Here is a 24,264-nt window from a genome sequence, read left to right on the forward strand (position 1 = left end):
AACCAGTACGATATCGATTGACATGCCTGGTTGCGGCTTTTCTTTGTAACATGGTGTTAGGAATATTGGTGGTAAAAGGGCCACTATTCCCGATCCGATTCCACAATGCAACACCATGTAAAAATACGTGTTAATCGTGAGATGGATTTGCCGAAATCCTTCGAATTGCCTCAAGAACACTCTTTTCGACATCACGGGAATAGTCGGTGTCGTCGACATTGTGGGCATAAAGCGTCCCCATAAGAGAAACACGGTAAAGAGGTCTGACATTATTTAAGGCGTAAGCTGCCATATCCAAAACACAATCCTGACATTTACACACCGAAGAAAATTCTTCGCTGCTCAAATAGTACTCCAGCTTCTCAAGGACCAGCCGCTCGGCCTCATTCGCAAGATATTCAAAGTTGTATCGTTCTTTCAAACTCATCGGCAATCCTCCTAATTAACATAAAACGAATCATTCCCTTGCAAGGGATTCAAATTTAGTATAATGGGGAATAAAAGCAATTTCGATAGTACCGACAGGTCCGTTTCGCTGTTTTGCAACAATAAGCTCGGTTTTGACACTGGTTTGCTGCTCTCCATCCTTGCCGCTTTCCCGTTCCCGGTGCAGAAACATAACGACATCGGCATCCTGCTCTATTGAACCGGATTCGCGGAGATCGGCAAGGGTCGGAGCCTTTCCTTCTGACTGCCGCCCCACCTGGGAAAGAGAGATAATGGGAATATCGAGTTCCCGAGCCAGGGATTTGAGAGAACGAGAAATCTCAGCCACCTGTTCATGACGGGGAACATTTCCCTTGTTTTCCGGCTCAATCAGGCCAATGTAATCGATAAAAAGTGCTTCAACACCTTCTTTGCTTCGCATTCTTCGCGCCTGAGCCCGTAGATCAAGCAACTTGATATTAGGTGTATCATCGATAAAAAGCGGAGCCTCATAGATTCGCCCGGCAGCCTCGGTAAGGTTATAGAAATCGGAAGGCTTGAGAAAACCGGTACGCAGGTTCCGGGAATTGATCCTTGCCTCACTCGAAACAAGGCGCTGCATAAGGGCCTGCGCCGACATCTCAAGGGTAAAAAAGCCGATGGGAACGCTTTTCTTTATGCTCATATTCGCCGCCATGGAAAGGGCAAAGGCGGTCTTTCCTACCGAGGGACGGGCCCCTATCACAATAAACTCGGCTCGTTGAAAGCCACTTGTCATATTATCAAGATCCGGAAATCCGCTGGGAATACCGGTATAGCTGTTTTTTGTGTGATAAAGTTTCTCAATTGCGGCAATCGTTTCGTTAATGATCTCATTGGCTCCGCGATAACTTCCTGTTTGCTGATTATCGGTAATGTCGAAAATCTTTCGTTCGGCCTCTTCAATCAGTTCCCGGCTGTCTATCGATTCATCGTGGCTCTGAGAGGTAAGCTCGGCGGCAATCTTTAAAAGCGAGCGACGGATACTAGAATCCTTGACAATTTTCGCATAGTATTCGACGTTCGCACTGGTCGGAACCACTGAGGTAAGGGTTGTAGCATAGGACGCCCCCCCACTTGCCTCAAGCTTCCCCGTGGCCCGAAGCTCATCGGTAAGGGTGATCAAATCAACCTCTTGCCCTTTATTAAAGAGCGAAAGGATTGCCGAGTAGATGTTACGATTATAGCCAGAATAAAAATCCTCCGGCCGTAAATGCCGGAGGACAATACCGACTGCCTCGGGATCAAGAAGCATTGCCCCGAGTGTAGCAGCCTCCGCCTCACTATTATGAGGCGGTACCTTATCTTTTAACGATGGAGAGTTCATTCTTCCTCGTCGGAAACTTCCTCTTCCTCATCAACTTCATCTTCTACGCTGTCCTCATCTTCGATTTCGCTTTCCTCAAAGACTTCTTGAACAGCTTTCCGGGCGGCCGCCTCTTCTGCCTCGGCCTCCTCTTTCTTGGCATGAACATCTTTGACAGTCAACTTTACTTCGGCGACCTCATTTTCATAGAGCTTCACACGAATGGTATAGTCACCAAGCATCTTGATTGCACTGCTGGGAACCTCAACCTTTTTCTTTTCAACCTCAATTCCCATCTTTTTCAGCTCTTCCACCACCATGGTGTTGGTTACCGAACCAAAGAGCTTTCCGGAATCACCGGCAGTCATAGAAAGAACAATGCTGGCGCCCTCAAGCTGCCCCTTCAGGCCGAGAGCGCTCCGTCGTTTCTCTTCCTTTCGCTTCTCAATTGCCTCTCTGCGACTTTCAAAAATCGCTACCGTTTCTTTACTATAGGGAACGGCAAGCTTTTTGGGGATAAGGTAATTCCGGGCGTATCCCTTGGCAACTTCACAGACATCCCCCTCTTCTCCGAGGTTGTAGACATCTTGGTTCAGAATAACCTTTGTTCCGCTCATATTTTATTCTCCTTACTAAACTTCTCGATACCGAACCCACAACTCGGAAACTCCGAGGAGGGGGATCGCCAATAACGCGACAATGTTCGCCCCGGGCAGAAACAACAGCATCAGGAACAATACGGTCAGAAAAAACCTTGCTCTCCTAAGACGTGGAGAACGAAGCATTCGGTACCGAATGATCCCAAACCCCTGGAATGCATAGATCAGCAGCAGCACCGTAGCGGCATTCCAGAAAGGATAGGCCCAAAAGCCAATATCAACAAAAAGATCCAGGGCCACTATTGGCAAAACCACCAAAAGTCCCCAGATGCATCGATCCGGCACCCGAAAGGCAGCCACATCAATAGGCGCTTCCCCAAGGAACCGGGCCCGTATTCCCCTGGCAACAGCATAACCAAAGACAAGTATTCCACAGTAAGCGGCAAGGGAAAATCTGAAGAAAAGGTCCTTCGTCGTTTCCACCATCGTCTGAGGATCCAGTTGCGCCATTAAAAGCGAAGATTCAAAGCTTCCGCTATCAGATAGGGGCTGGCGTAACAACTCCGTTATTGCGATGATCTGTTCCCGAAGCAAGCCGGTAAAGCTCTGATTTGCCGCAACGGCAAGAATGACAGGAACACTTACGCAACCGGCCGCAACCGAAACAATCAAAAATCGTTTCAGGGCCCTTCCTTTCAACAAGAAAAAGCCGAGAATACCTGCGAGAAGGAATGAAGGGTAGGACAAATCAACCAACACAAGCAGTTTTCTGTCGATTCCCGGCACATCGATTCCCGCAGTCAGGACCATCGTTTGCACGAACAGCGCGGTCCACAAAAGCAACAGTACAAGTGCAGTTTTCTCCCAACTACGCCTCATACCGTATAAAAACGGTGGTATCAGAAAAAGGAAAAAAACGGCACGAAACTGAAACAGAACAAAAGAGACCACAAGCGTGATTGCTCCTTTTACTATGTCGCTTCTTACCGCTAAATACTTTTCCCGTACCATATCCGACGTATTATTTTTTCACAAAAGGAAGATAGGCAAGCACACGGGCCCGCTTTATCTCCTTCGCAAGAAGTCGTTGATGTTTGGCACATGTGCCGGTAATTCTTCTGGGAAGAATTTTTCCCCGTTCGGTTACAAAGCGACCGAGAGCATCGGGGTCCTTATAATCCGCCACCATATTACCGGTACAAAATCTGCACACTTTCTTCTTGAAAAAGGGACGTTTACCACCACGAAAGGAAGACCTACCGCCCCTGTTGCCGGAATCGCGGCTATCATCCCGATCCTTGGATCTATAATCTCTATTATTCTCGTCAGCCATGAACTATTCTCCTCGTTTCTAACAACTTAAAAGGGTATATCGTCATCAAAATCTTCCGGCCCAGGACCTGAATTGTACTGCTCAAAAGGCTTTGTTCCCTGGCGAACAGATCCTCCTCCTGAAGGAGAAGACCCTCCCCCGCCCAAAAGCTCCAAATTCTGTGCAACGATTTCCACTTTACTTCTCGTCTGTCCGTCCTGCTCCCAGCGATTCTGACGCAGCTCTCCCTGTATGGCCACCTGTTTCCCTTTTACGAGATATTGATGAACCCCCTCTGCACTTTTCCCAAACAGGGTGATGTCAAAGAAATTCACCTCATCCGTCCACTGATCACCGGACCTCTTTCTTCGGTTCACAGCAACAGAGAATTTACAAATCGCCATACCACTATTGGTGTAACGCATCTCGGCATCCCGGGTAAGCCGCCCGACAAGAATTACTGAATTAATATCGTTGGCCATGACAATCGCCTAAGATTCTTTTTTTACAAAGAGAAACTTCAGTACGGAATCGGAGAGCAAGAAAGCCCGCTCAAGATCAATAACCTTTGCGGGATTAAGTTCGGTTTCAAGATAGAGATATCTACCCCGCTTTTCTTTCTTAATGGGGTACGCAAACTCGCGAATGCCCTTGTCCTCCTGGCTTTTTATCGTGGCGCCAGCCTTTTCAAGCTCGGCGGACACAAATTCCTTGCCCTTGGAGAACTCCTCGTCCGACATTTTAAAGATAGTAGTCAGCTCGTATGTTCTCATGTATCCTCCTTATGGACATACTGATCCGTCTCTTCTCGGACGGATAAAGAGGTCATGGGAGATTATCATAATGGCTATCCGATGTCAAGATAAGCCCTGATTCTGCCGAAGAGAGGAGTATGGGACAATGGATCCACTATGAGGCAGACATTTTCTTTTTGATGGATACCATCCATCTTTTGAAGCGAAACCTTGCACTTGAGGTTGACGCAGCCTATTTCTCCGAAAAGGTACTCGATGAGATACGGTTTCTCGATGAGCGGCTTTCGGGATTATCTTCCGCTCTTCTTTCAAGTACCTTTCTCCTTGATCGAAATCGCTATATCCGATTCCTTTACAAGACCCAGATTGCCTTCTCGGAACTTGTGAATGCAATTGCCGACGGCACGTTAGGTTCCCAAATAGGTTTATCCCCACACTCCGACTATTTTCAGGAACTCGGATTAAAAAAGAAAAATGAAGCTGCAGTGCTTCTTGCTTCCACGGATATCGTTCCGGAAGCCGACGGCGACGTGGACCAAATCAGCTCCGAGGAGTTTAAATACCTCTTTATGGAAAGTAACGATACATAGTATACTTTTTGCATGGAACAGCAATTCTCAAGCCGCATCGAAGAACAGTTTCGTATCCACTCCATAGATCGATCCCTTACTCTTTCCATTTTAGATGGGTTCAATCGGGGCGATTTTGACCACTTCATCCCCGCAAAGGTCCGCTCCATTCCCGAACCGGATGGAAAGCGTATTGTCGATATGAGTGGAAAAGAGCATGTAAGTCTCTCCGTTCCTCGAAAAACAGCCGAAAAACGGCTGGAATCTCTCATAGGGCCTCGTTATAAGGAATATATTCCGGATAACGCAGACAGGAAGGGAATGCTTACCTTTTCTCGAGAAGAACTCGAGCGGATTGGGATCGTACTGTACGCCAAGAGTGCCTTTGGTGTTCTCAACGGAGGATCGGCCACAAGTTATGTTGATGAAAACAAGAACCGGGACTTCGCTCCCTCCCTGTTTGAATGGTATCGCACCATCTTCGAAAGGATAGCCCCCAACGCCGCGGGCAAGGCTAAGGGGATAACCCCCGCATTCATTCATCCGGACGGTAGCTCGGGTCCAAGTTTCATGGAATTGAAGATGCGGGCCTTGCTGCTCGGTGCCCGGGCCTACAGGCAAAGCACAGGTGACAAACATGCAATCCCCTTGCCGCTTTTCCAGATGACAAGTAGATACAACAATGATCAGATTCTCGCCGCCTATGAGGAATATCGAAACAGTCCGTTTTTGACGTCGCTCATCGAGGAGACGGGAATAGACGGAACCAAGGCACTGTCGGGGATACAGCCGCTGATTGCCGCTTATACCCATAGTGATCAGGGCAGACCCAAGGGACTTTTCACCCAAGCCTTCGGAGAAAAGGATAGACTGCTCCCCCTTCCCGGTGGACATGGACAAAATTTTATTGCATTAAAAGAGGTGTACAACTCCCTTCTGGCAAGGGGATACCGCTTTGCATGGCTTGGAAATGTCGATAACCTTGGTGCCAGTCCCGATCCTCTGCAACTCGGCTTCTTTGCTTTAAGCGATGCCCAGGCTGCCTTCGAATTCTCCTTCAAGACCGCCGTAGATGTCAAAGGCGGCATACTTATTCGTGATGAACAGGATCGGTTAAACTGTGCCGATATCGGGCCGGCGATATCACCCGCAGAGCTCCAAAGGGTGGAAGCTACGGGGAAACCAATACTATTCAACTGTGCCAGCGCCCTTTTCGACCTAAAGAGGCTTTGTTCCCGTCTGGACTCCATTATCAAAGAGCTTCCGCTACGCTTCTCCGACCAGAAGAAAGATGCGGGCTGCTATAGCCAGGCGGAGCAAGTAACCTGGGAAGTAATCGGTATGCTCGATCATCCCTTGATTTTCGGAGTGAAAAAAAGCGAACGCTTTCTTGCGGCAAAGCTTCTCACCGAAAGTCTTCTTACCAGCGGGATTGGGTTAGATGATCCCAATTTTCCCGATATTTCAAAGGGGTCAAGCTCATTGAGAGAGCTTGGGAAGGTGCTGAATGCCGGGCTTTGCAGAGGCCTTTCATCAAACTATGGGCTTACACTGAAAAACGGCAGGTGGATACCGCAAGAGGAGACATAGACATCATTATGGAAAAACAATACAACCCTAGGGAATTTCATCCTCCCCTTTCGGGAGCAGGTCCAAAAGAAGCAATCGATTTCGAAAAGGGAGGCGGCTTAGTCCCGGCGGTCGTACAGGAATGGGGAACAGGGATGGTGCTGATGCTTGCCTGGGTAAACAAAGAGGCCCTCTTTTTATCGATGGAAACGGGATATGCCCATTACTACTCGAGAAGCAGGAACAAGTTGTGGAAAAAGGGAGAAACAAGTGGTCATATCCAAAAAATCAGGGAAATTCTCATCGACTGCGATGGGGATACCATCCTCTACATAGTGGAACAGACGGGGCCGGCTTGTCATACCGGGGCAAAAAGCTGCTTTTTTCGAAGGCTTTCCAATTAAATTTAAATATAGTGTTCGGAATCCTGGTGGTTAAAAGGAGACAATTCCTTTTCTCTCCGTCAATTGAAAGCCAAACCATGGGAAAACGTATGCACCGGCATAAAGGGAAGATATCTACCTGCTAAACGGCATGTGCATCACCAGGATTCCGAACACTAAGAAAATAAAACTGCGACAACTAAAAAAGGGGTCTCTCTTCAGAGACCCCCCTTTTCCCTTATCGAATCACGTCAATTAGTCGGCGAGAATAGCCTCAACGGGGCAAACTTCCGCACAGGTGCCGCAACTCGTACACTGATCGGGATCAATCCAACGATGATCGTCCTTTTCGCTGATAGCTTCAACAGGACATTCGGCTTCGCAAGCACCACAATTGGTGCAGTCATCGGTAATTTTGTAAGCCATGACGTTCCTCCTTGTGAGTCTCTGGACTACTATATACTATGAGAGGAATGATAATCAAGTGAGAATTCACCGTTGTCTATTCCTTGCCTCGATAGCCCCAGCTTTCGGATTTACTGCCGAACGTCTCCCGTTCGGCGAGACAGAGTCGAACCCTTCCGGCTATTGCCTCGGCATCAAGGCCAACGGAAGTCAACAGTTCTTTCCGTGAGGCATGCGGCAGAAAACGATCGGGAACTCCAAAGTGGAAAAGATCAATATCGGTATGATATCTTGATATAAGCGCAATCAGGTACTCACCGATGCCTCCGATTGCTGAAGCCTCTTCTACAATAATGAGTGTACGATAGCCGGAGCAACTATCAAGTAGCCACTCTTCATCAATGGGCTTGGCAAAACGTATGTTACAAACATCGGCCCCAACCCCCTCTCGTTCCAGAAGATCGGCGGCTCCGACACACTGTGCACAGATCGCGCCGTAGGATAGAATAAGCACGTCTCCACCTTCCTCTCGCAGAAATACTCCGCGACCCTTTTCAATAGGACGGGAACAGGCCTCTCCAAGAGGAAGACAGGCGTCTTTGGGGTACCGTATCATACAGGGGCCGTCAAGGGTGAGGGCATATGCAAGCATGTGAGGGAGTTCCTCCTTTCCTGCAGGGGCAAGGAGTGTCATCCCGGGAACCGAGAGAAAAAGCGAAAGGTCATAAAGCCCCTGATGAGTCTCACCGTCGGCACCTACAAGCCCCGATCTATCGAGGCAGAAAAGCACAGGAAGTGAGGGGAGTGCTACGTCGTGGATCACCTGGTCCACGGCCCTTTGCATGAAGGTGGAATAGATGGCCACAACAGGTCGCATTCCCGATGCTGCAAGTCCCGCTGCAAAGGTAACAGCATGCTGTTCACTGATTCCGACATCGAAAAAACGATCAGGATAGGTTTCACGAAAAGCAGAAAGCCCGGTTCCTTCAGACATGGCGGCTGTAATTGAGACAATTTCGGATCGTTGTTCAGCCTCACGCATCAAGGATTCGGCAAAAACCTCGGTGAAGGTCATAACGCTCTTTCGCTCGATCTTTCCGTCCACCGCAACCATGGGAGAGACCCCATGATAGGCCGTGGGATTTACCTCGGCAAGAGAGTGGCCCCGTCCTTTCTGCGTAATCACATGCACAATCACCGGCTTATGCAGATGACGAACAGCCTCAAAAACCTCGGTAAGCCTGCTGATCGAATGGCCATCTATGGGCCCAACATATTCAAAGCCGAGTTCGGAAAAAATCGTCTCTTTAAAGACAACAGCTTTTAAGGCTTTCTTAAACCGTATAAAAAGTTCGTAAAGCTTGTAGCCGAGAAAAGGGATTCCCCGTAATCCGCGGTCAATGTATTTGCGAAGGGACTGATAAAACCTTGTTGTCGTTAATTTGGAAACCAATGCGGATAGTTTACTGAGATTTGAATTAACCGAAAGGCCCCCGACATTAGGGCTGATCGACCAGTTGTTATCGTTAAAGATAACAATAAGATCTTTTGCAAGGTCCCCTGCGTGGTTCAGCGCCTCAAATGCCATGCCGCCGGTCATTGCACCGTCACCGATAACAGCAACAACCTTTCCTTCGGAATCACCGGAAAGCCGCATGCCGGTAAGGATGCCTAAACCCGCCGAAATCGAGGTCGAGGAGTGGCCGGTATCCATGGCGTCGTGAATACTTTCACTCCGTTTTGGAAAACCGCTTAAACCATCCTTCTTCCGAATGGTATCGAAACGATCCTCACGGCCGGTAAGCAGCTTGTGAGTATAACATTGATGGCCGACATCCCAGATGATCTTATCCTTCGGTGTAGAAAAAACCCTATGGAGGGCAATGGTCAACTCAACCACCCCAAGGTTGGATGCAAGATGGCCGCCGTTCTTCTGAACAACATGAATGATACGCTCACGGATTTCCTTTGCAAGAAAAGGAAGCGAACCCGAAGGCAGTCGTTTAAGATCGTCCGGCGAGTGAATAGTATGAAGATAGCCGTTTTGTTCGGCCCGCATAAGGCAAATAACCTCCTGAGAAAACAAAACAAAATCAGGGAACAGAAGAGGGAGTGTCGACGGGGAAGAGAAGCTGCAGAAAACGGTTCATATATGCACGGAGAAGTTCTCTTTGCCGCTGCTGACTAAGGGCAGGACGGGAATTCTCACCAGAGACGGATTGATCCACCGCCCCTTGAGCCCCATCAGAAGGGACAACAGGAGGAACAGTGTCATATCGAAGATCATTCTCACCCAATACCTCTCCGGAAGGAAAAGCATTCGTGAGATAGACAAGCTTGGCATCGGCTATATCCTCGAATCGAACGACCCCCTCTACGACTGCATCGGGAGCAACCGATCCTTCGATCGAAACCTCCTCCCTTGTGCCATTAATGAGTATCTGCCGTCGACCGCTGATCAGAAGCGCACCACTATCATCCTTCCCGATAACCCTTGCTGCAAGGGAGGTTGAGAAGGAAAGATCATGCTTCGCCTCCACCGACCGATTCGATGAAGAATCGGCAGACGGCAAAAACGAAGTAAGCTCTCCGGCGTCTCCGCCGGAAAAGCTCAGCTGCGTTGTATCGTCGGAAGTTTGAACCGAATTGAGAGAAAGTACGGTATCGGCATCCAGAAGAACCGAGATAAGGTCCCCCATCCCGTGACCGCCGCCAGCAGCGGCGTATCCGGGAAAACCGGGTTTCCAGAGAGACTCGGCACCAAGCACCATCGGTCCAAACAAAAGTATGAGAATAAACCGATCAAAACTTGAACGTAATCTTCCGTACCCGGTCACGCCGTGTCCCTATTTTTTCTTATGCCGATTCTTGCGCAATTTCTTTTTGCGCTTATGGGTGGCGATTTTATGTCGTTTACGTTTTCTTCCGCAGGGCACCTCGTCACACTCCTTTCCTGTAGTCCTTTGACAATTATGACCATTGACTCCGAACTCGTCAAGGGGAGGCAACGCTTCATAACACGTTGCAATGGTTTAAAGCGTATCGTATGATAGGACTGATGCAAGGGGCACCGGGGGAATTCACATTCGGCTGGGCCGATCCCCAGATAAACAACATGCTAAAAAGTATCTCATCGGAGGAAGTAGCTTACACGCTTCATTTCAACCAGAATGAAGAATTCTTTCTCAAGCTTCAAAGTCCTTTCAAGGTACCGCAATTTCCCATCCATCACGATGTCGACAATCCGGAGCCTTCGGATAGCTATAGGAATGCAGTGATTGGCCTTTTAGAACAGATTTTGCCGCTTTGCCCTTCGGTCTTTGAACATCTGAGTTATATCTTCGATCCTGCGGAGATTTTTCGTCCCCTGTTTTTTCAGATCTACCAAATAAAAAAGACATATTATCTCTACCTCGTCCAACTTGATCTTCGTTACCGCCCAAGTGAGTCCACCATTGTGGAACAGGGAGACAACGACCTAAGCCACTGCTTCCAGTCATGGAAACTTTTTCTGGAGTGTAACCTAATTCCCCTTTCCGGCTTGACAACAGAAGAGGGAAAGGTAGTCGGTTGTAGTATAGAGCAATCGGTCAGCCAAACATGGATAGGCGAAAGCGGCAGAGGCTACATCGTTCAAGGAATATGGATGGATCATGATCTTACGAAATTCTTTTCCAAACTGATGCTTCCGAGCGGCAAAAAAAGTTATCCCTACTACCCTTTCAACTGCAAGCACCGATCGATCTGCCATTCCGTGCTCAATCTTTCACCTGAGGGGAGAAAACGCCATCTTCACATCGCCGTTCAGGCAAGATCCTTTTTGACTCAACACATTGAGACGATGCAGGAAACCCTAAAACGAAAAACCTTTTCCGTTAACCTGCCGCAATTCAATCAGATTAAGGAGCAGATTCCGGAGTACTGGAACAAAATATGGGAACCCCTTATAGTAAAACCCTATCTTAATGAGCACGATATGAAGGAGTTCCTGGTTGAGTTCAATGACTGAATACGAGGGAATGAAGGTCACCATTATGGGACTTGGGCTCCACGGAGGAGGCCTTGCTTCAGCCCGATTTTTCATAGAGGAAGGGGCAGAGGTAACGGTCACAGACCTTCGGGACGAAAAAATTCTCGGCCCAAGTATCAGGAAGCTCGCCTCTTTCCCCGTTCGTTTTGTCCTTGGCCGACACGAAATGAGTGATTTCTCGAAAGCCGATATCGTTGTCAAAAATCCGGCTGTTCCTGCTTCGAGTCCCTACCTGAAAGCGGCGGCACGGGTGGAAAGCGATATTTCAATTTTCCTGCGCCACAACAATCGACCCATCATCGCGGTAACCGGCAGCAAGGGAAAATCGACGGTGGTCTCCGCAATGTTCCATGCCATACAGCTTCGTTATCCTGAGGCCCGGCTTGGCGGAAATATCACCGTCAGCCCCCTCACCTTTATCGACGAATGCAGAGCCGAAAGCGCCGCGCCTGTTATCCTTGAACTTTCGAGTTGGCAACTTGCAGATCTGCGGGGGAAGAGACTTTTGAAGCCCGCAGTTTCGCTCATCACCAATATCATGCATGATCATCAAAACAGCTACGACAGCATGGAGGCCTATGTTGCCGACAAAAAGATCATCTATGCGGACCAGACCAAGGAGGCCTATACCGTAATAAACGGAGACGACCCGTGGTCTGCAGAATTTGCTTCCGAAACCCCTGCAAAGTCAATCCCTTTTTTTCGAGACGAGGGCTCTGCAAGGGGAATCTCGGCCTGGCTTGCCGAAGACGGAAGCGGCTGGTACAGGGATGCATCGGGTGAAGAAGAGATTCTGCCTGCGCACATAGCCATTTGCGGGGAACACAACAGGCTAAATCTTCTATCCGCGGCGTTGGTGCTGAAACTTTTCGGTACAGCAGGCAGCGATGTAAAGCAAAGGTTGGCAGATTTTCGGGGTATACCCCACAGGCTTGAACTGCTTACGGAAAAGCGGCAGGTTCGGTGGTATAACGACAGCGCATCAACCATCCCCGAAGCCACGGCCGTGGCGGTGAAGAGCTTTTCCGCCCCCTTGATCCTTATCACCGGGGGAACCGATAAAAACATCGATTTTTCTCCCCTCGAAAGCTATGCTGCCGTCCCGAAAAAGATGATCCTTTTGGAAGGAAGCGCCTCGGATAAGATGGCCGATATTCTAGAAAGCAGGAACCTACCCTTCTCAGGTCCCTTTGCTTCCCTCAAAGAGGCTGTCCAATGTGCCGAGAAAGAGGCCTCTCCCGGCGATATAGTACTATTTTCTCCGGGCGCAACCTCCTTCGGGATGTTTCTAAATGAATTTGACAGGGGAGATCAATTCAGGGCTCTTGTCGGCTCACTTTAGACAGCCGCTCTACGGCCTATTTTCGCTTTTTGTATTCAAGAAAATACCAGCGCCGAAGTCGTTCGAGACTTCGATACCCTCCGGCACGAATGGAGCGCAAAGGATAATCCCAGGGACCAAGGCGATGAAGGATTGTTCCTCCAAACCCGGTTTTAAAACGATAAAGGCCATGCATGGGATGAGAAGGATCGTCCGCAGGAGGGATTCCGAACAGGTCGTAACTGACACAGCCTGAGGCCTTTGCATCGGTCATTGCCCGCCACTGGAGGGCATATGCAGGCATGAGATTACGGTCTCTATTTGAGGAAGCCCCATAAAGATAGGTTGCTTTTCCGGCGAATCGAGAGACAATGATGCCGGCGATGGCCCGCCCCTCGGTCCGTGCCATGAGAAGCTCAAGCTCCACACCATCCTGGGGATGCTCCTTTACGAGGCGAAAGAGGCTTCGATAGTAGGACTCGGGATGGATGGCGATGCGGTCCCGCTCGGCTGTCTCCCGATAGAGATCGTACCAGGTGCTAAGGCCGCCTACCCCTTCGGAAGAAACCTCAACCCCCTTTCTGGAAGCAAGACGAACATTGTAGCGGGTCTTCGACTTCATCTCGGATAAAAGCTGATCTTCATCCGGATGAAGATCGATAAGCACCGTATTCGGGGGCTGTATATCGACAGGAGCGGGAAGCAGCCCCTCTATTGCCGCCGATCCGGAGTCTGTATCCAGGGGCCAGGGGAGGTCCCAGCGAAGAAGGAGCGTGTCGTAAGGAAGATATTCCTTTAGGGCCCTGGAAAGCGGGGCCAACAACGCCCCTGATCCCGAAGGAAGGGAAGGATGCGGAGCGTAGGCGATTGCAGCTCCCGGCATAAAATGACGGTACAGCACAAGGATTGATACCGGAGCCTTCCATGAAACAGTTGTTACCCGGAATGTGAAAGCCTTCCATCCATAAAGGCCTTTAAGACGAGCCCAGAAACGGCTCTGCAAAAGCCGATCCCCCTCAAAGGAGTCAAGGGGGATCGGACGAACTTCTATAGTATCTGTGTTAACGGACATAAAGATCAGCCGACGCTTCCCTTTTTGACCTTATTCGTTTTGATTGCCTTTCCGGCAACTTCGAGATTCTTACCATCGACCTTGACGCTCCACTCTTCCACACCAATGGGCATGGAGAAAAAGGTATTGGCAGATATCCGTTTCGGGCCGTCACCTTCAGATGTGCCCAGGCCGGCAAGCGAAATCCGACTACCGGGCTCCGCCCAGTCGGCAAAAAGGACCTCGATGGAACGCTCTTCTTCGGGAGCAGTTTCATCATCGGCGGCAAGAAGCATTCCTTCGCTCTTCACTCCCCGCAGCTTTGCAGGCTTAAGGTTATAGACAAGAAGGATGTTATGGCCAAGAAGCTCCTCTTCCTTGTAGTACGGGACCAATCCGCTTACGATGGTACGCTGTTCGTAACCCAAATCGATCTTTTCAATATAGAGTTTGTCGGCCTCGGGATGGCGTTCAATCTCGATAATCTTCGCCACTCTGATATCGACAGCCTCGGCAAATCGTTCGGCAAGAGGCTTCTCCTGCTCCGCTTTTTCTTCCATCTCTTTCTCCTTCTCCCGTGCTTCACGTTCTTTTTGACTTCCGGAAAAGCGCTCCCGCAAAGATGCGATACGCTCATCCTCCAACCGTTCGAAAAGAATCTCAGGCTTCTCAATGGAGCTAATGCCCTTAAAATCACCGAGGATTTCCCAATCGGCCTTGCCGATACCGAAAAAGGAGAGCATACGGCCACTCGTTTCAGGAATGAAGGGCTCCACCAACACGCCGAGATCCCGCACCAGATAAACAAGGGTAGAAAGGAGCGTAGCTGCCGCCTCTGGATTTTCCTTGCGAAGCTTCCAAGGCTCACCCTCCTGGAATGCCTTGTTTCCATACGAAGAGAGAGCAAAGATCTTCCGAAATGCATCACGAAGTTCGGCCCGCTCAAAGTGCTCGGTAATTTCGGCCTCACGTTCACGTATCCAGGCTGCCATATCCGCATCTATTGCAGCCTCGGGAAGCTTCCCATCGTAAAAACGACTGACAAAGGTCAAGGTTCTGTTGACCAGGTTCCCCAGATTGCCAATCAATTCACCGTTCACCTTTTCCTGAAAATCACTCCAGGTAAAGAGAGCGTCTGACTTCTCCGGGCGGTTGTAAAAAATGTAGAAACGCCATACATCCGCAGGAATACCGGTATCCCGGGCATCGGTTCCGAATACGCCGATCCCCTTACTCTTGGAAAATTTTCCGCTCTCATAATTGAGATATTCGGTACTGCTCATGTGGTGCAGAAGGGTCCAGTTGTCTCCACTGGCAATGAGTGATGAGGGAAAAATAACGGTATGAAAAGGGATATTGTCCTTTCCTATGAACTGAAACAGATCAACCTCATCGGGATTTTTCCACCACGTTTCCCACTCGTCGGTAAGGTTTGCGGTAATGGAGATATATCCGATAGGGGCATCGAACCAGACGTAAAAAACCTTTCCCTCGTAGCCGGGCTTCGGCACGGGAATTCCCCACTTCAGGTCACGAGTGATACAACGCTCCTTGAGGCCGTCCCGTATCCAGCTGCGAGTCATCTGAATGGCATTACGGGCCCAAAAGCCCTCGACCGACGCCTTATCGATCCATTCCTCAAGTCTCGGCCTGATCTTCGGCAGATCAAGATAGAGATGGCTGGTCGATCTGAGTTTCGGTGTCTGGCCGCATAAGCCGCAGCGTGGATCGATGAGGTCTGTGGGATCCAACAGCTTGCCGCAGTTTTCACACTGATCACCACGTGCATCTTCATAACCGCAATGGGGGCATGTTCCCCGGACAAAGCGATCGGCAAGAAACCGGTCGCAGGATTCACAGTAGAGCTGCTCGATGGTCTGTTCGGTAATATAGCCGGCGGCATCGACCTTTTTAAAAATATCCTGGACAATATCGGTCTGCCATTGGGTCGATGTCCTTCCAAAGTGATCGAAGGCAATATTAAACCAGGAATAGATCTCCGAATGGATTTTGTAATAACGGTCACAGAGCTCTTTCGGGGAAACACCCTCTTCAAGTGCTCTTGTTTCCGTAGCGGTCCCATATTCATCGGTACCGCAGACATAAAGGGTTTCATAGCCTTTTAAGCGGCAAAAACGCGAAAAAACATCTGCAGAGAGAACCTGAATGAGGTTTCCAAGATGAGGAATATTGTTTACGTACGGGAGAGCCGAGGTAATCAGTCGTTTCTTCTTCATAGTAGCAAAACTATAGCGCGATGAAGGCATGCTATGCAATATCGCCCAGGAAGGACAAACGCAATATTGCAGAGCTTTCCTTGACTATGACCTTATGAGAAGCTACCTTGTAAAAAGGAATACTCTGACCAAAGGAGGTAGTATGCCAGAACGCGATGTTACGCCAGGCAAGGGGCCGCAAATCACTCTCAGTCCCCGTCTGGTGATTATTGCGATCATTGTGATCGCCGTTGTAGGCAGCGTTATGTCGAGCTTTTTCAAAGTCGACGGAAGCGAACAATCTGTCGTTTTAAGGCTCGGTAAATTTAATAGGATTGTAGGGCCGGGGCTCCAGTTTAAAATGCCTTTCGGAATCGAACATAACTATAATGTGCCGACCCAGGTTGTCCAGAAAAAAGAGTTCGGTTTCCGAACGCAGCGGTCGGGAATCGATACAATCTATGCCTCTGGAGACTTTCCAGAAGAATCGATCATGCTTACCGGGGATCTTAACATCATCGATGTCGAATGGATCATCCAGTACCGCATTTCCGATCCCAAGGCGTGGCTGTTCAACGTAAACGATCAAAACCAGACGATTCGGGATATCAGTCAATCGATAATCAACCAGCTTGTGGGAGACCGAGCCATCCTTGATGTCATCGGTTCGGAACGGAGTAATATCGAAATTCAGGCCCAAGAGCTGATGCAGCAGAAGTATGATCAGTACGGCCTCGGCATAACGGTGACCACGGTCAAACTGCAAAATACCGTACCCCCGGAGGGAGAGGTTCAGGAAGCCTTTGAGGATGTGAATGCAGCGGTTCAGGACATGGAACGCTTTATCAACGAAGGAAAAGAGCAGTACAACAAAGAGATTCCCAAGGCACGAGGCCAGGCACAGCGAATCACCCAGGAAGCCCACGGTTATGCGGCGGAACGCGAGAACCAGGCAAACGGTGATGTTGCCCGATTCCTCTCGGTAGAGCGTGAATACAGAAAGAGTCCTGAAATTACCAAACGGCGACTTTACATCGAAATGATGGAAGATACCTTTGCCGATGCCGAGGGTACCGACCTGATTGATAAGCATCTCCAAAACTTCATTCCTTTAAAGAGCCTCCAGCAGGCGGGAGGTCAGCAGTGAAAAAGCTTGTAACAGTTTTGGTCGTCGTATTTATCGCCTTTATCATTTTCGTGCTCATCGGCCCCTTTTATGTGATCAACGAAGGGGAACAGGCTGTAGTCACTCGATTCGGAGCCATTGTGGATGTGGAACAGAATGCGGGCCTGAAATTTAAGGTTCCTCTGATCGACACCGTGGTTAAGTATCCGAAACGAATACTTGGCTGGGATGGAGACGCACAGCGGATCCCCACAAAAGAGAATCAGTTTATTTGGGTCGACACCACCGCCCGATGGCGTATCAATGATCCCAAAAAATTCTACGAATCACTTTCCACCCTTGAGGGCGGATACTCCAGGCTTGACGGCATCATCGACTCCTCGGTACGTACCGTTATCAGTCAGAACAACCTACGGGAAGCTGTGCGAAACAGCAATATCATCAACGATATCGACCGCGTTCCCACTATTGGCCAGGGAGATAGTGCGGTCAGCCAGGATGAAGTTAACCTTGAAGAGTTGAAAAAACTTACCTTTACGAATCAAAATTACGATGAAGTAGGCCGGGGAAGAGAACAGCTCAGCCGGGATATGTTCAGTGCGACGGCGGAACTTATGCCTCAATTCGGGATAGAGTTGATAGATGTGGTACTTCGTCAGATACGATATTCCGACGAGTTGACCAACAGCGTCTATGAACGAATGAAAAAAGAACGAAACCAGATTGCCGAAGCCTACCGCTCCTACGGTGAAGGGCAGAAAGCGATCCTGCTGGGACGTCTTGAAAACGAGAAAAAACAGATCCTTTCCAAGGCCTACGAAGAGGCGGAGACCATTAAGGGTGCCGCAGACGCAACGGCAACGACGATCTATGCAGATGCTTATGAGACCGACCCTGATTTTTTTAATTTCTGGAGAAGCATCGAAAGCTATCGAAAGACCCTTCCGAAATTCAAGAAGACACTCAGCACAGATATGGAATACTTCAATTACCTTTACAACGAGGACGGACGATAGAGTCGCTTTCGGAACACAGGGTAGAACCGGCGGCTTTTGCCGCCGGTTTTTTTGTGCTCCCCATAGTGTTCCGAATCCTGGTGATCAGCCGGAGAACCGGCGATGGGCAAGAGCCTCGAGAGCCGAAAGCTCCCTCTCCAAGGAGGAAAAGCGAATCGGATCTTCGGCGATAAGCCCTTTTGTTTTGGCCACTTCCTCTTTCCAGAGCGCCCGATACTTTTTGTGTGCCATTTTTCTCAGGCAGGAAATAAGCCGGCGCTCATCTCCCCGTTTCGGCTGCTCACTAATCAGCCGACGGAGCACGCCCGCTTCTTCCGCCCTGTCTCTGCACCGAGCCGCATCCAGTCCTTTTGCTATCTGCCTCAGATCATCATCCGTAAGGCGGTCCAGCGTCTCACCGGGGAAAGAGGTGAAGCGGTAAAGACGATCGCTTTTCATCGAGAGCCCCGAACGCAGTTCCACCCGATCCAATGAAGTACGAAAACAGGAGATAAGCCGCTGAGGAACAAAAGCCTCGGACAATAGGGATTCGATCTTCCGGAGAAGAAGAAGACGTTGTAACAGTCTATGTCCTGAAGGGTGTTGAGATCCGCTTAAGCTTCGATCGACGACAAAGAGGAGCTCGATATTTCGATTTGACTTTGTCGGACTTTGTCGCCCTCCCCTGTAAACGGTGTAATCGCTGCTGTAGACCGATACCGATCCATATTGACTCAAGAGATCGAAGAGTTCTTCAAGGGGAAAAATTCCATCACTGCTGTAACTGAAAGCCATCAGACGGCCATGTGATAGTTCCATAAGTTCCCGAAAAGCCCCTGCCACCGTGGATTTCGAACAAAAGGCTGAACGGGTTGCCTTCCAGTCGGAACGGATTCCCGCCTTATGAATAAGATGCCCCGTTGCATCCAACTCGTTTCCGATCGGGGGTTTATCCCAGAGGGCAATGGTATTGAGCAGATGATAGTTGCTTCCGTACTGATGTTGATTGTAGGGAGGGTCAATGTAGCAGAGATCAAAGGGATGTTCGGATAGAAGCCTTGCGGCATCACAGCGAAAGGCAGCCGAGCCGGAAGGGCCGTTGATAAGTGGGGGGACGGAGAGGCGTAACGGAGAGGTAATACGCTTCAGGGCATCCCGGCCATGGCCTCCGAAACCCTTATGACACGCCTTAAACACCCCCGATGTATTGACCTTGGTAGCGGCCTCGTACAAGAGCGGGGCAATCATCAGATCCTTGGCCAGACGTAGGTTTGGCTCGGTAGGATTGCCAGGGATCAGGGTTTCGATATGCTCGCGAACCCTATCGATGAAAAGGGCGTTCTCTTTGGTATAGAAAAGCCGTTCGCGACGATAATCGGCATGTTCTGTCGACGCGGGAGCATAATAGCGGCTGATGTAGGGCTGCAAAGCAGGGCTTTCCTGTTCACCAATCCGCTGAAGCGTCGAGTATAATGAAAGTCCGCCGAAGGGGACAAGCACCTTTTCGGCCTCTTCAGGAGATGGGATTACGGAGGCAGAAACGAGGAGCCTTGAATACTCCTCAAGATCGCCGGCAAAGACGCGGTAGCCCCTGCTTTTTGCAAGCCGGCTCACCGCTCCGCTACCGGCAAAGGGATCGAGAAAGTTCCTAATAGGGGTAAGCTCCTCGAGCTCTGCAAATACATCATTAAAAAAAGGAAGAAGGCGCCGTTTGTTTCCGATGTAGGCAATAAGCTGATCTGTTACATAAGCCTCGTGCACACTCACTCCCCCATTCTTGCTCAAAGCACAAGCAGCTGATAGGATGCCGATATGGAAAAGAGCCTATCAGCAATCACAGGTGATATCAACATAGAAGCACGAAACGGTAAAACCGACGCCCTTATCAGCGGGCTGAGTTACGACAGCAGAACAACCTGCCGGGGAGACCTTTACTTTGCCCTTCCCGGTCTGCATGCGGATGGTCATGCCTTTGTAGAACAGGCAATTGCCGCCGGGGCAAGGGCGGTGATCCATCAGGTTCCCCTTTCGCTCTACCACCCTGAAATCGCATATCTGCAGGTGACGAACAGCAGAATTTCTATGAGCCCGGTAGCGGCGGCCTTCTACGATCATCCGTCGAGGGTTCTAAAGGTGATTGGAGTTACCGGTACCGACGGAAAGAGTTCAACCGTCTCTTTTCTTCATCAACTCTTGACAGGCATGGGGCTGAAATGCGGGTTCCTGTCCACGGTCCAGTTCAATACGGGGGGAGAATCGGTAAAGAACCATTTTCGGCAGTCGACTCCCGAGGCCACCGAGATCCACAAGACCCTCAGGGCCATGGTGGAGGCAGGCTGCAGCCACGCGGTCATTGAATCCACCAGCCACGGCCTTTCTCCGAAAAACAATCGCTTGGGCGACATCTGTTATGATGCGGCGGTGATCACGAACATCAGCCATGAACACCTGGAATTTCACGGGACCATGGAACAATATATGGACGACAAGGCCAACCTTTTCCGCATGACGGGACAAAACCGGGGTATAGCCGTTATTAATATCGACGATAAAAACCACAATCTTTTTGCCGGGACTGCATCCGGCTGCAGGTCGATCTCCTTCTACAGCGCAACAGGAGCACAGAAGGCCGATTACAGGGCCCGTGGGATCGAAGAGACCCCGGCATCCATTGCCTTTACCCTTGACTCTCCGAAAGGCGAGGCACGAGTAGATCTCAACGTGGCGGGACGGTTTAATGTGGACAACATTCTTGCGGCAAGCGCTGCCGTCTGCGAGCTGGAAGGGGTTGAGCCCAAAACACTGGAGCCGCTTTTTCCGGGACTCAAAGCGGTGAAAGGGCGAATGGTCCCGGTGGACGAGGGTCAAGCCTTTCAGGTCATCGTCGATTATGCCCATACACCAGGAGCATTTCGGCGCTTATTTCCAGCCATTCGGCCCCTTGTCAGGGGCCGACTCTTTGCCCTGTTCTCTTCGGCCGGAGAACGTGATCTGGAGAAGCGGCCCGTTCTCGGTTCCATAGCCGACGAATACTGCGATGTCATCGTCCTGGCCGACGAAGATCCGAGGGGGGAAAATCCGATGGCACTTTTAGAGGAAGTTGCCTCGGGTTGCCGCAATAAAACGAAGGGCAAGAGCCTCTTTTTGATCGAGAATAGAAAAGAGGCGATGCGCCACGCCTTTTCCATGATGAAGAAGGATGACTGCATCCTTCTTCTGGGAAAGGGACATGAAGGCTCCATCATCTATGCCAATGGCCCGGTTCCCTGGGACGAGGAAGAAATGGCAAGAATACTCCTACGAGAGCTTACCGGGAAAAGAGAATAGGCCGGTCATACGTTCTGTAAAGCCTCTTGGACATACCAAATCCAGAAACGTTTAAAAAAGACGACCAAAGGGATCGCAATCAGAATACCGACGACGCCGAGTAGGGTTCCACTAAGCAGAATCGCCAGGATGATGGCAAACCAGTTGAGCTTCATCCTGCTGCCCTGAATCTTCGGGCTCAGAACCCATCCTTCAAACTGATTGACCGCCACGAGAACCAGCGTAACCTTTAAAAGCCCGATCAATCCACCGTGGCTGAGGCCAAGAATAAGAGAGGGTACTGCAGCCACAATGATCCCCATATATGGAATAAAATTGGTAAGAGCGGAAAGGAATCCAATAAACATCGCATAGGGGATCCCTACAAGAAGCATTCCCAGCCAGACGGCTACACCGACAAAAAGGGCGACAATCATCTGTCCTGCAATAAAATGACGGATATCCCCGTACACTTCGGAGAGGAAGGAGCGGGCACGCTCCCTACCCGAGGCGGGTAAAAAACGCCAAAGGTTCTTCTTAAAAACCGGTAAGAGGGAGGTAAAGTAGGCTGCGGTAATGACGAAAATGATAAGCGAAGTTGAGATTCCCGGCAGGCGTTGAAAGATATCATTGACGATAATCACCCCAAACTCCGCGGTTTTCTGCATTAAGCTGGAAACAGCCTGTCGGATGCCGTCCATTAGCTCCTGGCCAAAGGGGTTTTGCCGAAGAGCATCAGGAACGGAAAGGGAGAGAAAAGAATCCCGAAGAACGGGAAAGAGCTTGCGCCCTTCATCAAGGATGATGGGAATAATCCCGCTTATGCCGAAAATGAGAATCGAAAATATGATGACGGAAGAAAGGGTAATGGCAAGGCGGTAAGGGAAAATCTTGATCTTATACAATCCCCGGGCCGGTACCTCAATAATAAGGGAGAGGTACCACCCAAGGGTCAGAGCCCCGGTAATGGTCGGACTTAAGATATAGGCAAGACAGAAGAGAAGGAAGTAGGCTAAGATTGCCAAACCGGCAGGATCGAAAGCGGTTTTCGGTTTGGCCCTTCTTTTTTTTACACGAACTAGATAACGATCGGTTGGTTCAGCCATGCAGCCCCCTTGCTTTTTTTGACGATTCATCCTACCTAATAGTCATACACAAAGAAAAGGAATGTCAATGCCATGAAAAGGATCAAAGTTGCGCTGCTGTTCGGTGGAAAATCGGGAGAACATGAGGTTTCCCTGGTATCGGCGGCATCGGTCTTCAAACATATAGATAAAGAACGGTTCGATGTGGCTCTCATTGCCGTGGACAAGGATGGGGCGTGGTTTCTCCAACCTCAGCCTCTGTATGACGAGAAAGAGGGCGGTTTCGTGGTAGAACGAAAAGAAGAAAACAGGGTATATGCCGTTCCCGCAGGCGGCCTTCGTACGATGGCGAAGCCGCTGGATATTGAGCTTGTCTTTCCTGTCCTACACGGGACCTTCGGAGAAGATGGAACCGTCCAGGGGCTTCTGGAACTCTGCGATCTTCCTTATGCGGGAGCGGGAGTGCTGGGAAGCAGTCTTTGTATGGATAAAGCCGCAGTCAAACGTATATGGATTCAGGCCGGCTTACCGGTGGTACCCTTTGAAGAGCTGCGGGAGGTCAGCTGGAAGCGCTCGAAAGGTGCGGCAGCGTCCGTTCGCAGGGCCGTCGATCGATTCTCCTTTCCGCTTTTTGTCAAACCCTCAAGGGCAGGCTCCTCGGTCGGGGTTTCCCGCTGCGAAACCGAAGAGGGTCTGTATGCAGCAATAGAAGACGCCTTCTCCTTCGACGACAAGCTTTTGATCGAACCGGCGGTGCAGGCGAAGGAGATTGAGTGTTCGGTTATCGGCAATCAGGAACTTACGACCTTTGCTCCGGGAGAGATTGTTCCGTCTCACGACTTCTACGACTACGATGCCAAGTATATTGATCCGGACGGCGCAAACCTGCTCATTCCATCCTCTCTCAACGAGGAGCAGCAAAAAATGGTGAGGCAGATTAGTGCACGGGCCTATCGGGTCGCGGAGGCCGAGGGCTTTGCACGGGTAGACTGCTTTTATGAAGAGGCAACAGGTAAGGTCCTTCTCAATGAGATCAACACCATACCAGGTTTTACGAAGATCAGCATGTTCCCCAAACTGTGTGAAAACGGGGGCGTTGCCTATGGAGAGTTACTGACAAAATTACTGGACCTTGCCGTCGATCGTCACAAGATACGAGGGGCAAAATCCTACCAGTGGTCGTAGGCAACAATCTGCGACAGGGGCTTCCGCTCTCCGAGGGGGGGGCGGTGGCGACTCTTTCCCAGAAGCAAAAGAAGGGGCACCCGCATGGAATAGGGGACCGAAAGGATTTCCTTAACAAGGGTCTCATTGTAGGTCCCTAGAGCGTGGCTTCCCACATTCTCGGCCTCGGCCTGAACCATCATGAACGACGCGGCAATGGCGATATCCATGGGATAGGAATCGTGGCCGTTGGGCATCCTGTAGTCTATATTGGTGGAACAGAGTGCGATAATAACCGGTGCCTCACCGACATGATCCTGCTGGTAGGCGGCATCGTAGAGCTTTTCCCGTACGGCTTGGGAACGTACGACAATAAAACGCCACGGTTGCCGGTTTTTTGCTGATGGAGCCCGTCTGCCGGCTTCAAGGATTCTATCTATGGTCTCCTGATCCAGCACCTCATCAATAAAACCCGTTGTTGTCCGTCTTTCTGCGATTTCCCGCAACACCTGCATATCTTCTATCCTATCCGCTTGACCTCAAGGCATCAACCCCGTATGGTTAGAAAAAATGAAAAGCAAGCAGCTTCTTTTGCCCTTTCTTTTTT

Annotated in this window: 24 protein-coding genes; 9 read left to right on the forward strand and 15 right to left on the reverse strand. The window is 50.0% G+C overall.

The features are described 5' to 3' along the window. Window positions 1–130: 130 nt before the first annotated feature. From SPIRS_RS14510 to rpsF, 7 genes are read right to left on the reverse strand one after another with little or no spacing between them, the layout of a single operon-like run. A complete protein-coding gene (locus SPIRS_RS14510; RefSeq protein WP_013255435.1) occupies window positions 131–427 on the reverse strand; it encodes a late competence development ComFB family protein in 297 nt (98 codons plus the stop codon). A 30-nt stretch (window positions 428–457) separates the two neighbouring features. After that, window positions 458–1,792, reverse strand: a complete 1,335-nt coding sequence (gene dnaB, locus SPIRS_RS14515; RefSeq protein ID WP_013255436.1) for a replicative DNA helicase — start codon at window positions 1,790–1,792, stop codon at window positions 458–460. Then, the gene (gene rplI / locus SPIRS_RS14520) at window positions 1,789–2,388 is read right to left on the reverse strand and encodes a 50S ribosomal protein L9 (RefSeq protein ID WP_013255437.1); all 600 of its coding nucleotides are present in this window, start codon (window positions 2,386–2,388) and stop codon (window positions 1,789–1,791) included. The genes dnaB and rplI overlap by 4 nt, the downstream gene beginning before the upstream one ends. A 15-nt stretch (window positions 2,389–2,403) precedes the next feature. Then, complete coding sequence (locus tag SPIRS_RS14525; protein WP_013255438.1) at window positions 2,404–3,381, reverse strand: DUF2232 domain-containing protein; 978 nt, start codon at window positions 3,379–3,381, stop codon at window positions 2,404–2,406. Window positions 3,382–3,391: 10 nt separating this feature from the next. Beyond that, window positions 3,392–3,703, reverse strand: coding sequence for a 30S ribosomal protein S18 (rpsR, locus tag SPIRS_RS14530; RefSeq protein WP_013255439.1), 312 nt, complete (start codon window positions 3,701–3,703; stop codon window positions 3,392–3,394). 26 nt (window positions 3,704–3,729) lie between these two features. Continuing rightward, a complete protein-coding gene (locus tag SPIRS_RS14535; RefSeq protein ID WP_013255440.1) occupies window positions 3,730–4,164 on the reverse strand; it encodes a single-stranded DNA-binding protein in 435 nt (144 codons plus the stop codon). Window positions 4,165–4,173: 9 nt separating this feature from the next. Further along, entirely contained in the window at window positions 4,174–4,455 is a 282-nt protein-coding gene (rpsF, locus tag SPIRS_RS14540) for a 30S ribosomal protein S6 (protein WP_013255441.1), read from the reverse strand. Between the two features lie 119 nt (window positions 4,456–4,574). Between rpsF and SPIRS_RS14545 the strand changes: the two genes are divergently transcribed. The 3 genes from SPIRS_RS14545 to hisI are packed head-to-tail and all read left to right on the forward strand — an operon-like array spanning window position 4,575 to window position 6,979. Then, complete coding sequence (locus SPIRS_RS14545; protein ID WP_013255442.1) at window positions 4,575–5,027, forward strand: hypothetical protein; 453 nt, start codon at window positions 4,575–4,577, stop codon at window positions 5,025–5,027. A 12-nt stretch (window positions 5,028–5,039) separates the two neighbouring features. Continuing rightward, window positions 5,040–6,596 (forward strand): UTP--glucose-1-phosphate uridylyltransferase, encoded by a 1,557-nt coding sequence (locus tag SPIRS_RS14550; RefSeq protein ID WP_013255443.1) that lies wholly within the window; start codon window positions 5,040–5,042, stop codon window positions 6,594–6,596. Between the two features lie 8 nt (window positions 6,597–6,604). Next, complete coding sequence (hisI, locus tag SPIRS_RS14555; RefSeq protein WP_013255444.1) at window positions 6,605–6,979, forward strand: phosphoribosyl-AMP cyclohydrolase; 375 nt, start codon at window positions 6,605–6,607, stop codon at window positions 6,977–6,979. A gap of 234 nt (window positions 6,980–7,213) precedes the next feature. Here hisI and SPIRS_RS14560 read toward each other — a convergent pair whose 3' ends face one another. The 3 genes from SPIRS_RS14560 to SPIRS_RS14570 all read right to left on the reverse strand — a co-directional run bounded on the left by SPIRS_RS14560 (window position 7,214) and on the right by SPIRS_RS14570 (window position 10,200). Then, the gene (locus tag SPIRS_RS14560; protein WP_013255445.1) at window positions 7,214–7,384 is read right to left on the reverse strand and encodes a 4Fe-4S binding protein; all 171 of its coding nucleotides are present in this window, start codon (window positions 7,382–7,384) and stop codon (window positions 7,214–7,216) included. Between the two features lie 76 nt (window positions 7,385–7,460). Next, window positions 7,461–9,422: a 1-deoxy-D-xylulose-5-phosphate synthase gene (dxs, locus tag SPIRS_RS14565; RefSeq protein WP_013255446.1), complete on the reverse strand. Its 1,962-nt coding sequence runs from the start codon at window positions 9,420–9,422 to the stop codon at window positions 7,461–7,463. A gap of 34 nt (window positions 9,423–9,456) precedes the next feature. After that, a complete protein-coding gene (locus tag SPIRS_RS14570) occupies window positions 9,457–10,200 on the reverse strand; it encodes a flagellar basal body L-ring protein FlgH (protein WP_013255447.1) in 744 nt (247 codons plus the stop codon). 209 nt (window positions 10,201–10,409) lie between these two features. Here SPIRS_RS14570 and SPIRS_RS14575 point away from each other — a divergent pair, with 209 nt between their 5' ends. Next, window positions 10,410–11,372, forward strand: coding sequence for a hypothetical protein (locus tag SPIRS_RS14575; RefSeq protein ID WP_013255448.1), 963 nt, complete (start codon window positions 10,410–10,412; stop codon window positions 11,370–11,372). Continuing rightward, window positions 11,365–12,735 (forward strand): UDP-N-acetylmuramoyl-L-alanine--D-glutamate ligase, encoded by a 1,371-nt coding sequence (gene murD, locus SPIRS_RS14580; RefSeq protein WP_041866108.1) that lies wholly within the window; start codon window positions 11,365–11,367, stop codon window positions 12,733–12,735. The genes SPIRS_RS14575 and murD overlap by 8 nt, the downstream gene beginning before the upstream one ends. Before the next feature lie 16 nt (window positions 12,736–12,751). On the opposite strand, the gene SPIRS_RS14585 is transcribed toward murD, so the two are convergent. Together SPIRS_RS14585 and metG are read right to left on the reverse strand one after the other, a co-directional pair. Further along, entirely contained in the window at window positions 12,752–13,786 is a 1,035-nt protein-coding gene (locus SPIRS_RS14585; RefSeq protein WP_013255450.1) for a lipid II:glycine glycyltransferase FemX, read from the reverse strand. Between the two features lie 5 nt (window positions 13,787–13,791). Further along, window positions 13,792–16,002 carry a methionine--tRNA ligase gene (metG, locus tag SPIRS_RS14590; RefSeq protein ID WP_013255451.1) on the reverse strand — a complete coding sequence of 737 codons (2,211 nt, stop codon included), beginning with the start codon at window positions 16,000–16,002 and terminating at the stop codon, window positions 13,792–13,794. Between the two features lie 142 nt (window positions 16,003–16,144). Here metG and hflK point away from each other — a divergent pair, with 142 nt between their 5' ends. Continuing rightward, the gene (gene hflK, locus SPIRS_RS14595; protein WP_013255452.1) at window positions 16,145–17,128 is read left to right on the forward strand and encodes an FtsH protease activity modulator HflK; all 984 of its coding nucleotides are present in this window, start codon (window positions 16,145–16,147) and stop codon (window positions 17,126–17,128) included. After that, window positions 17,125–18,123, forward strand: a complete 999-nt coding sequence (hflC, locus tag SPIRS_RS14600; protein WP_013255453.1) for a protease modulator HflC — start codon at window positions 17,125–17,127, stop codon at window positions 18,121–18,123. The genes hflK and hflC overlap by 4 nt, the downstream gene beginning before the upstream one ends. An 84-nt stretch (window positions 18,124–18,207) precedes the next feature. On the opposite strand, the gene SPIRS_RS14605 is transcribed toward hflC, so the two are convergent. Continuing rightward, window positions 18,208–19,863, reverse strand: a complete 1,656-nt coding sequence (locus SPIRS_RS14605) for a DNA adenine methylase (protein WP_013255454.1) — start codon at window positions 19,861–19,863, stop codon at window positions 18,208–18,210. A 51-nt stretch (window positions 19,864–19,914) separates the two neighbouring features. Here SPIRS_RS14605 and SPIRS_RS14610 point away from each other — a divergent pair, with 51 nt between their 5' ends. Beyond that, complete coding sequence (locus SPIRS_RS14610) at window positions 19,915–21,429, forward strand: UDP-N-acetylmuramoyl-L-alanyl-D-glutamate--2,6-diaminopimelate ligase (RefSeq protein WP_013255455.1); 1,515 nt, start codon at window positions 19,915–19,917, stop codon at window positions 21,427–21,429. A gap of 5 nt (window positions 21,430–21,434) precedes the next feature. On the opposite strand, the gene SPIRS_RS14615 is transcribed toward SPIRS_RS14610, so the two are convergent. After that, window positions 21,435–22,514: an AI-2E family transporter gene (locus SPIRS_RS14615; protein ID WP_013255456.1), complete on the reverse strand. Its 1,080-nt coding sequence runs from the start codon at window positions 22,512–22,514 to the stop codon at window positions 21,435–21,437. A gap of 72 nt (window positions 22,515–22,586) precedes the next feature. Here SPIRS_RS14615 and SPIRS_RS14620 point away from each other — a divergent pair, with 72 nt between their 5' ends. Next, the gene (locus SPIRS_RS14620; protein ID WP_013255457.1) at window positions 22,587–23,678 is read left to right on the forward strand and encodes a D-alanine--D-alanine ligase family protein; all 1,092 of its coding nucleotides are present in this window, start codon (window positions 22,587–22,589) and stop codon (window positions 23,676–23,678) included. On the opposite strand, the gene SPIRS_RS14625 is transcribed toward SPIRS_RS14620, so the two are convergent. Further along, window positions 23,663–24,172: a nitroreductase family protein gene (locus SPIRS_RS14625; protein ID WP_013255458.1), complete on the reverse strand. Its 510-nt coding sequence runs from the start codon at window positions 24,170–24,172 to the stop codon at window positions 23,663–23,665. The genes SPIRS_RS14620 and SPIRS_RS14625 overlap by 16 nt on opposite strands. Window positions 24,173–24,264: the final 92 nt, after the last annotated feature.

Source organism: Sediminispirochaeta smaragdinae DSM 11293 (assembly GCF_000143985.1).
Classification (GTDB): domain Bacteria; phylum Spirochaetota; class Spirochaetia; order DSM-16054; family Sediminispirochaetaceae; genus Sediminispirochaeta; species Sediminispirochaeta smaragdinae.

What these genes read in the sequence shown, in the direction of transcription:
- SPIRS_RS14510 (WP_013255435.1), bottom strand. Translation starts at nt 427, where the DNA reads ATGAGTTTGAAAGAACGATACAACTTTGAATATCTTGCGAATGAGGCC.
- dnaB (WP_013255436.1), bottom strand. Translation starts at nt 1,792, where the DNA reads ATGAACTCTCCATCGTTAAAAGATAAGGTACCGCCTCATAATAGTGAG.
- rplI (WP_013255437.1), bottom strand. Translation starts at nt 2,388, where the DNA reads ATGAGCGGAACAAAGGTTATTCTGAACCAAGATGTCTACAACCTCGGA.
- SPIRS_RS14525 (WP_013255438.1), bottom strand. Translation starts at nt 3,381, where the DNA reads ATGGTACGGGAAAAGTATTTAGCGGTAAGAAGCGACATAGTAAAAGGA.
- rpsR (WP_013255439.1), bottom strand. Translation starts at nt 3,703, where the DNA reads ATGGCTGACGAGAATAATAGAGATTATAGATCCAAGGATCGGGATGAT.
- SPIRS_RS14535 (WP_013255440.1), bottom strand. Translation starts at nt 4,164, where the DNA reads ATGGCCAACGATATTAATTCAGTAATTCTTGTCGGGCGGCTTACCCGG.
- rpsF (WP_013255441.1), bottom strand. Translation starts at nt 4,455, where the DNA reads ATGAGAACATACGAGCTGACTACTATCTTTAAAATGTCGGACGAGGAG.
- SPIRS_RS14545 (WP_013255442.1), top strand. Translation starts at nt 4,575, where the DNA reads ATGGGACAATGGATCCACTATGAGGCAGACATTTTCTTTTTGATGGAT.
- SPIRS_RS14550 (WP_013255443.1), top strand. Translation starts at nt 5,040, where the DNA reads ATGGAACAGCAATTCTCAAGCCGCATCGAAGAACAGTTTCGTATCCAC.
- hisI (WP_013255444.1), top strand. Translation starts at nt 6,605, where the DNA reads ATGGAAAAACAATACAACCCTAGGGAATTTCATCCTCCCCTTTCGGGA.
- SPIRS_RS14560 (WP_013255445.1), bottom strand. Translation starts at nt 7,384, where the DNA reads ATGGCTTACAAAATTACCGATGACTGCACCAATTGTGGTGCTTGCGAA.
- dxs (WP_013255446.1), bottom strand. Translation starts at nt 9,422, where the DNA reads ATGCGGGCCGAACAAAACGGCTATCTTCATACTATTCACTCGCCGGAC.
- SPIRS_RS14575 (WP_013255448.1), top strand. Translation starts at nt 10,410, where the DNA reads ATGATAGGACTGATGCAAGGGGCACCGGGGGAATTCACATTCGGCTGG.
- murD (WP_041866108.1), top strand. Translation starts at nt 11,365, where the DNA reads ATGACTGAATACGAGGGAATGAAGGTCACCATTATGGGACTTGGGCTC.
- SPIRS_RS14585 (WP_013255450.1), bottom strand. Translation starts at nt 13,786, where the DNA reads ATGTCCGTTAACACAGATACTATAGAAGTTCGTCCGATCCCCCTTGAC.
- metG (WP_013255451.1), bottom strand. Translation starts at nt 16,002, where the DNA reads ATGAAGAAGAAACGACTGATTACCTCGGCTCTCCCGTACGTAAACAAT.
- hflK (WP_013255452.1), top strand. Translation starts at nt 16,145, where the DNA reads ATGCCAGAACGCGATGTTACGCCAGGCAAGGGGCCGCAAATCACTCTC.
- SPIRS_RS14610 (WP_013255455.1), top strand. Translation starts at nt 19,915, where the DNA reads ATGGAAAAGAGCCTATCAGCAATCACAGGTGATATCAACATAGAAGCA.
- SPIRS_RS14615 (WP_013255456.1), bottom strand. Translation starts at nt 22,514, where the DNA reads ATGGCTGAACCAACCGATCGTTATCTAGTTCGTGTAAAAAAAAGAAGG.
- SPIRS_RS14620 (WP_013255457.1), top strand. Translation starts at nt 22,587, where the DNA reads ATGAAAAGGATCAAAGTTGCGCTGCTGTTCGGTGGAAAATCGGGAGAA.
- SPIRS_RS14625 (WP_013255458.1), bottom strand. Translation starts at nt 24,172, where the DNA reads ATGCAGGTGTTGCGGGAAATCGCAGAAAGACGGACAACAACGGGTTTT.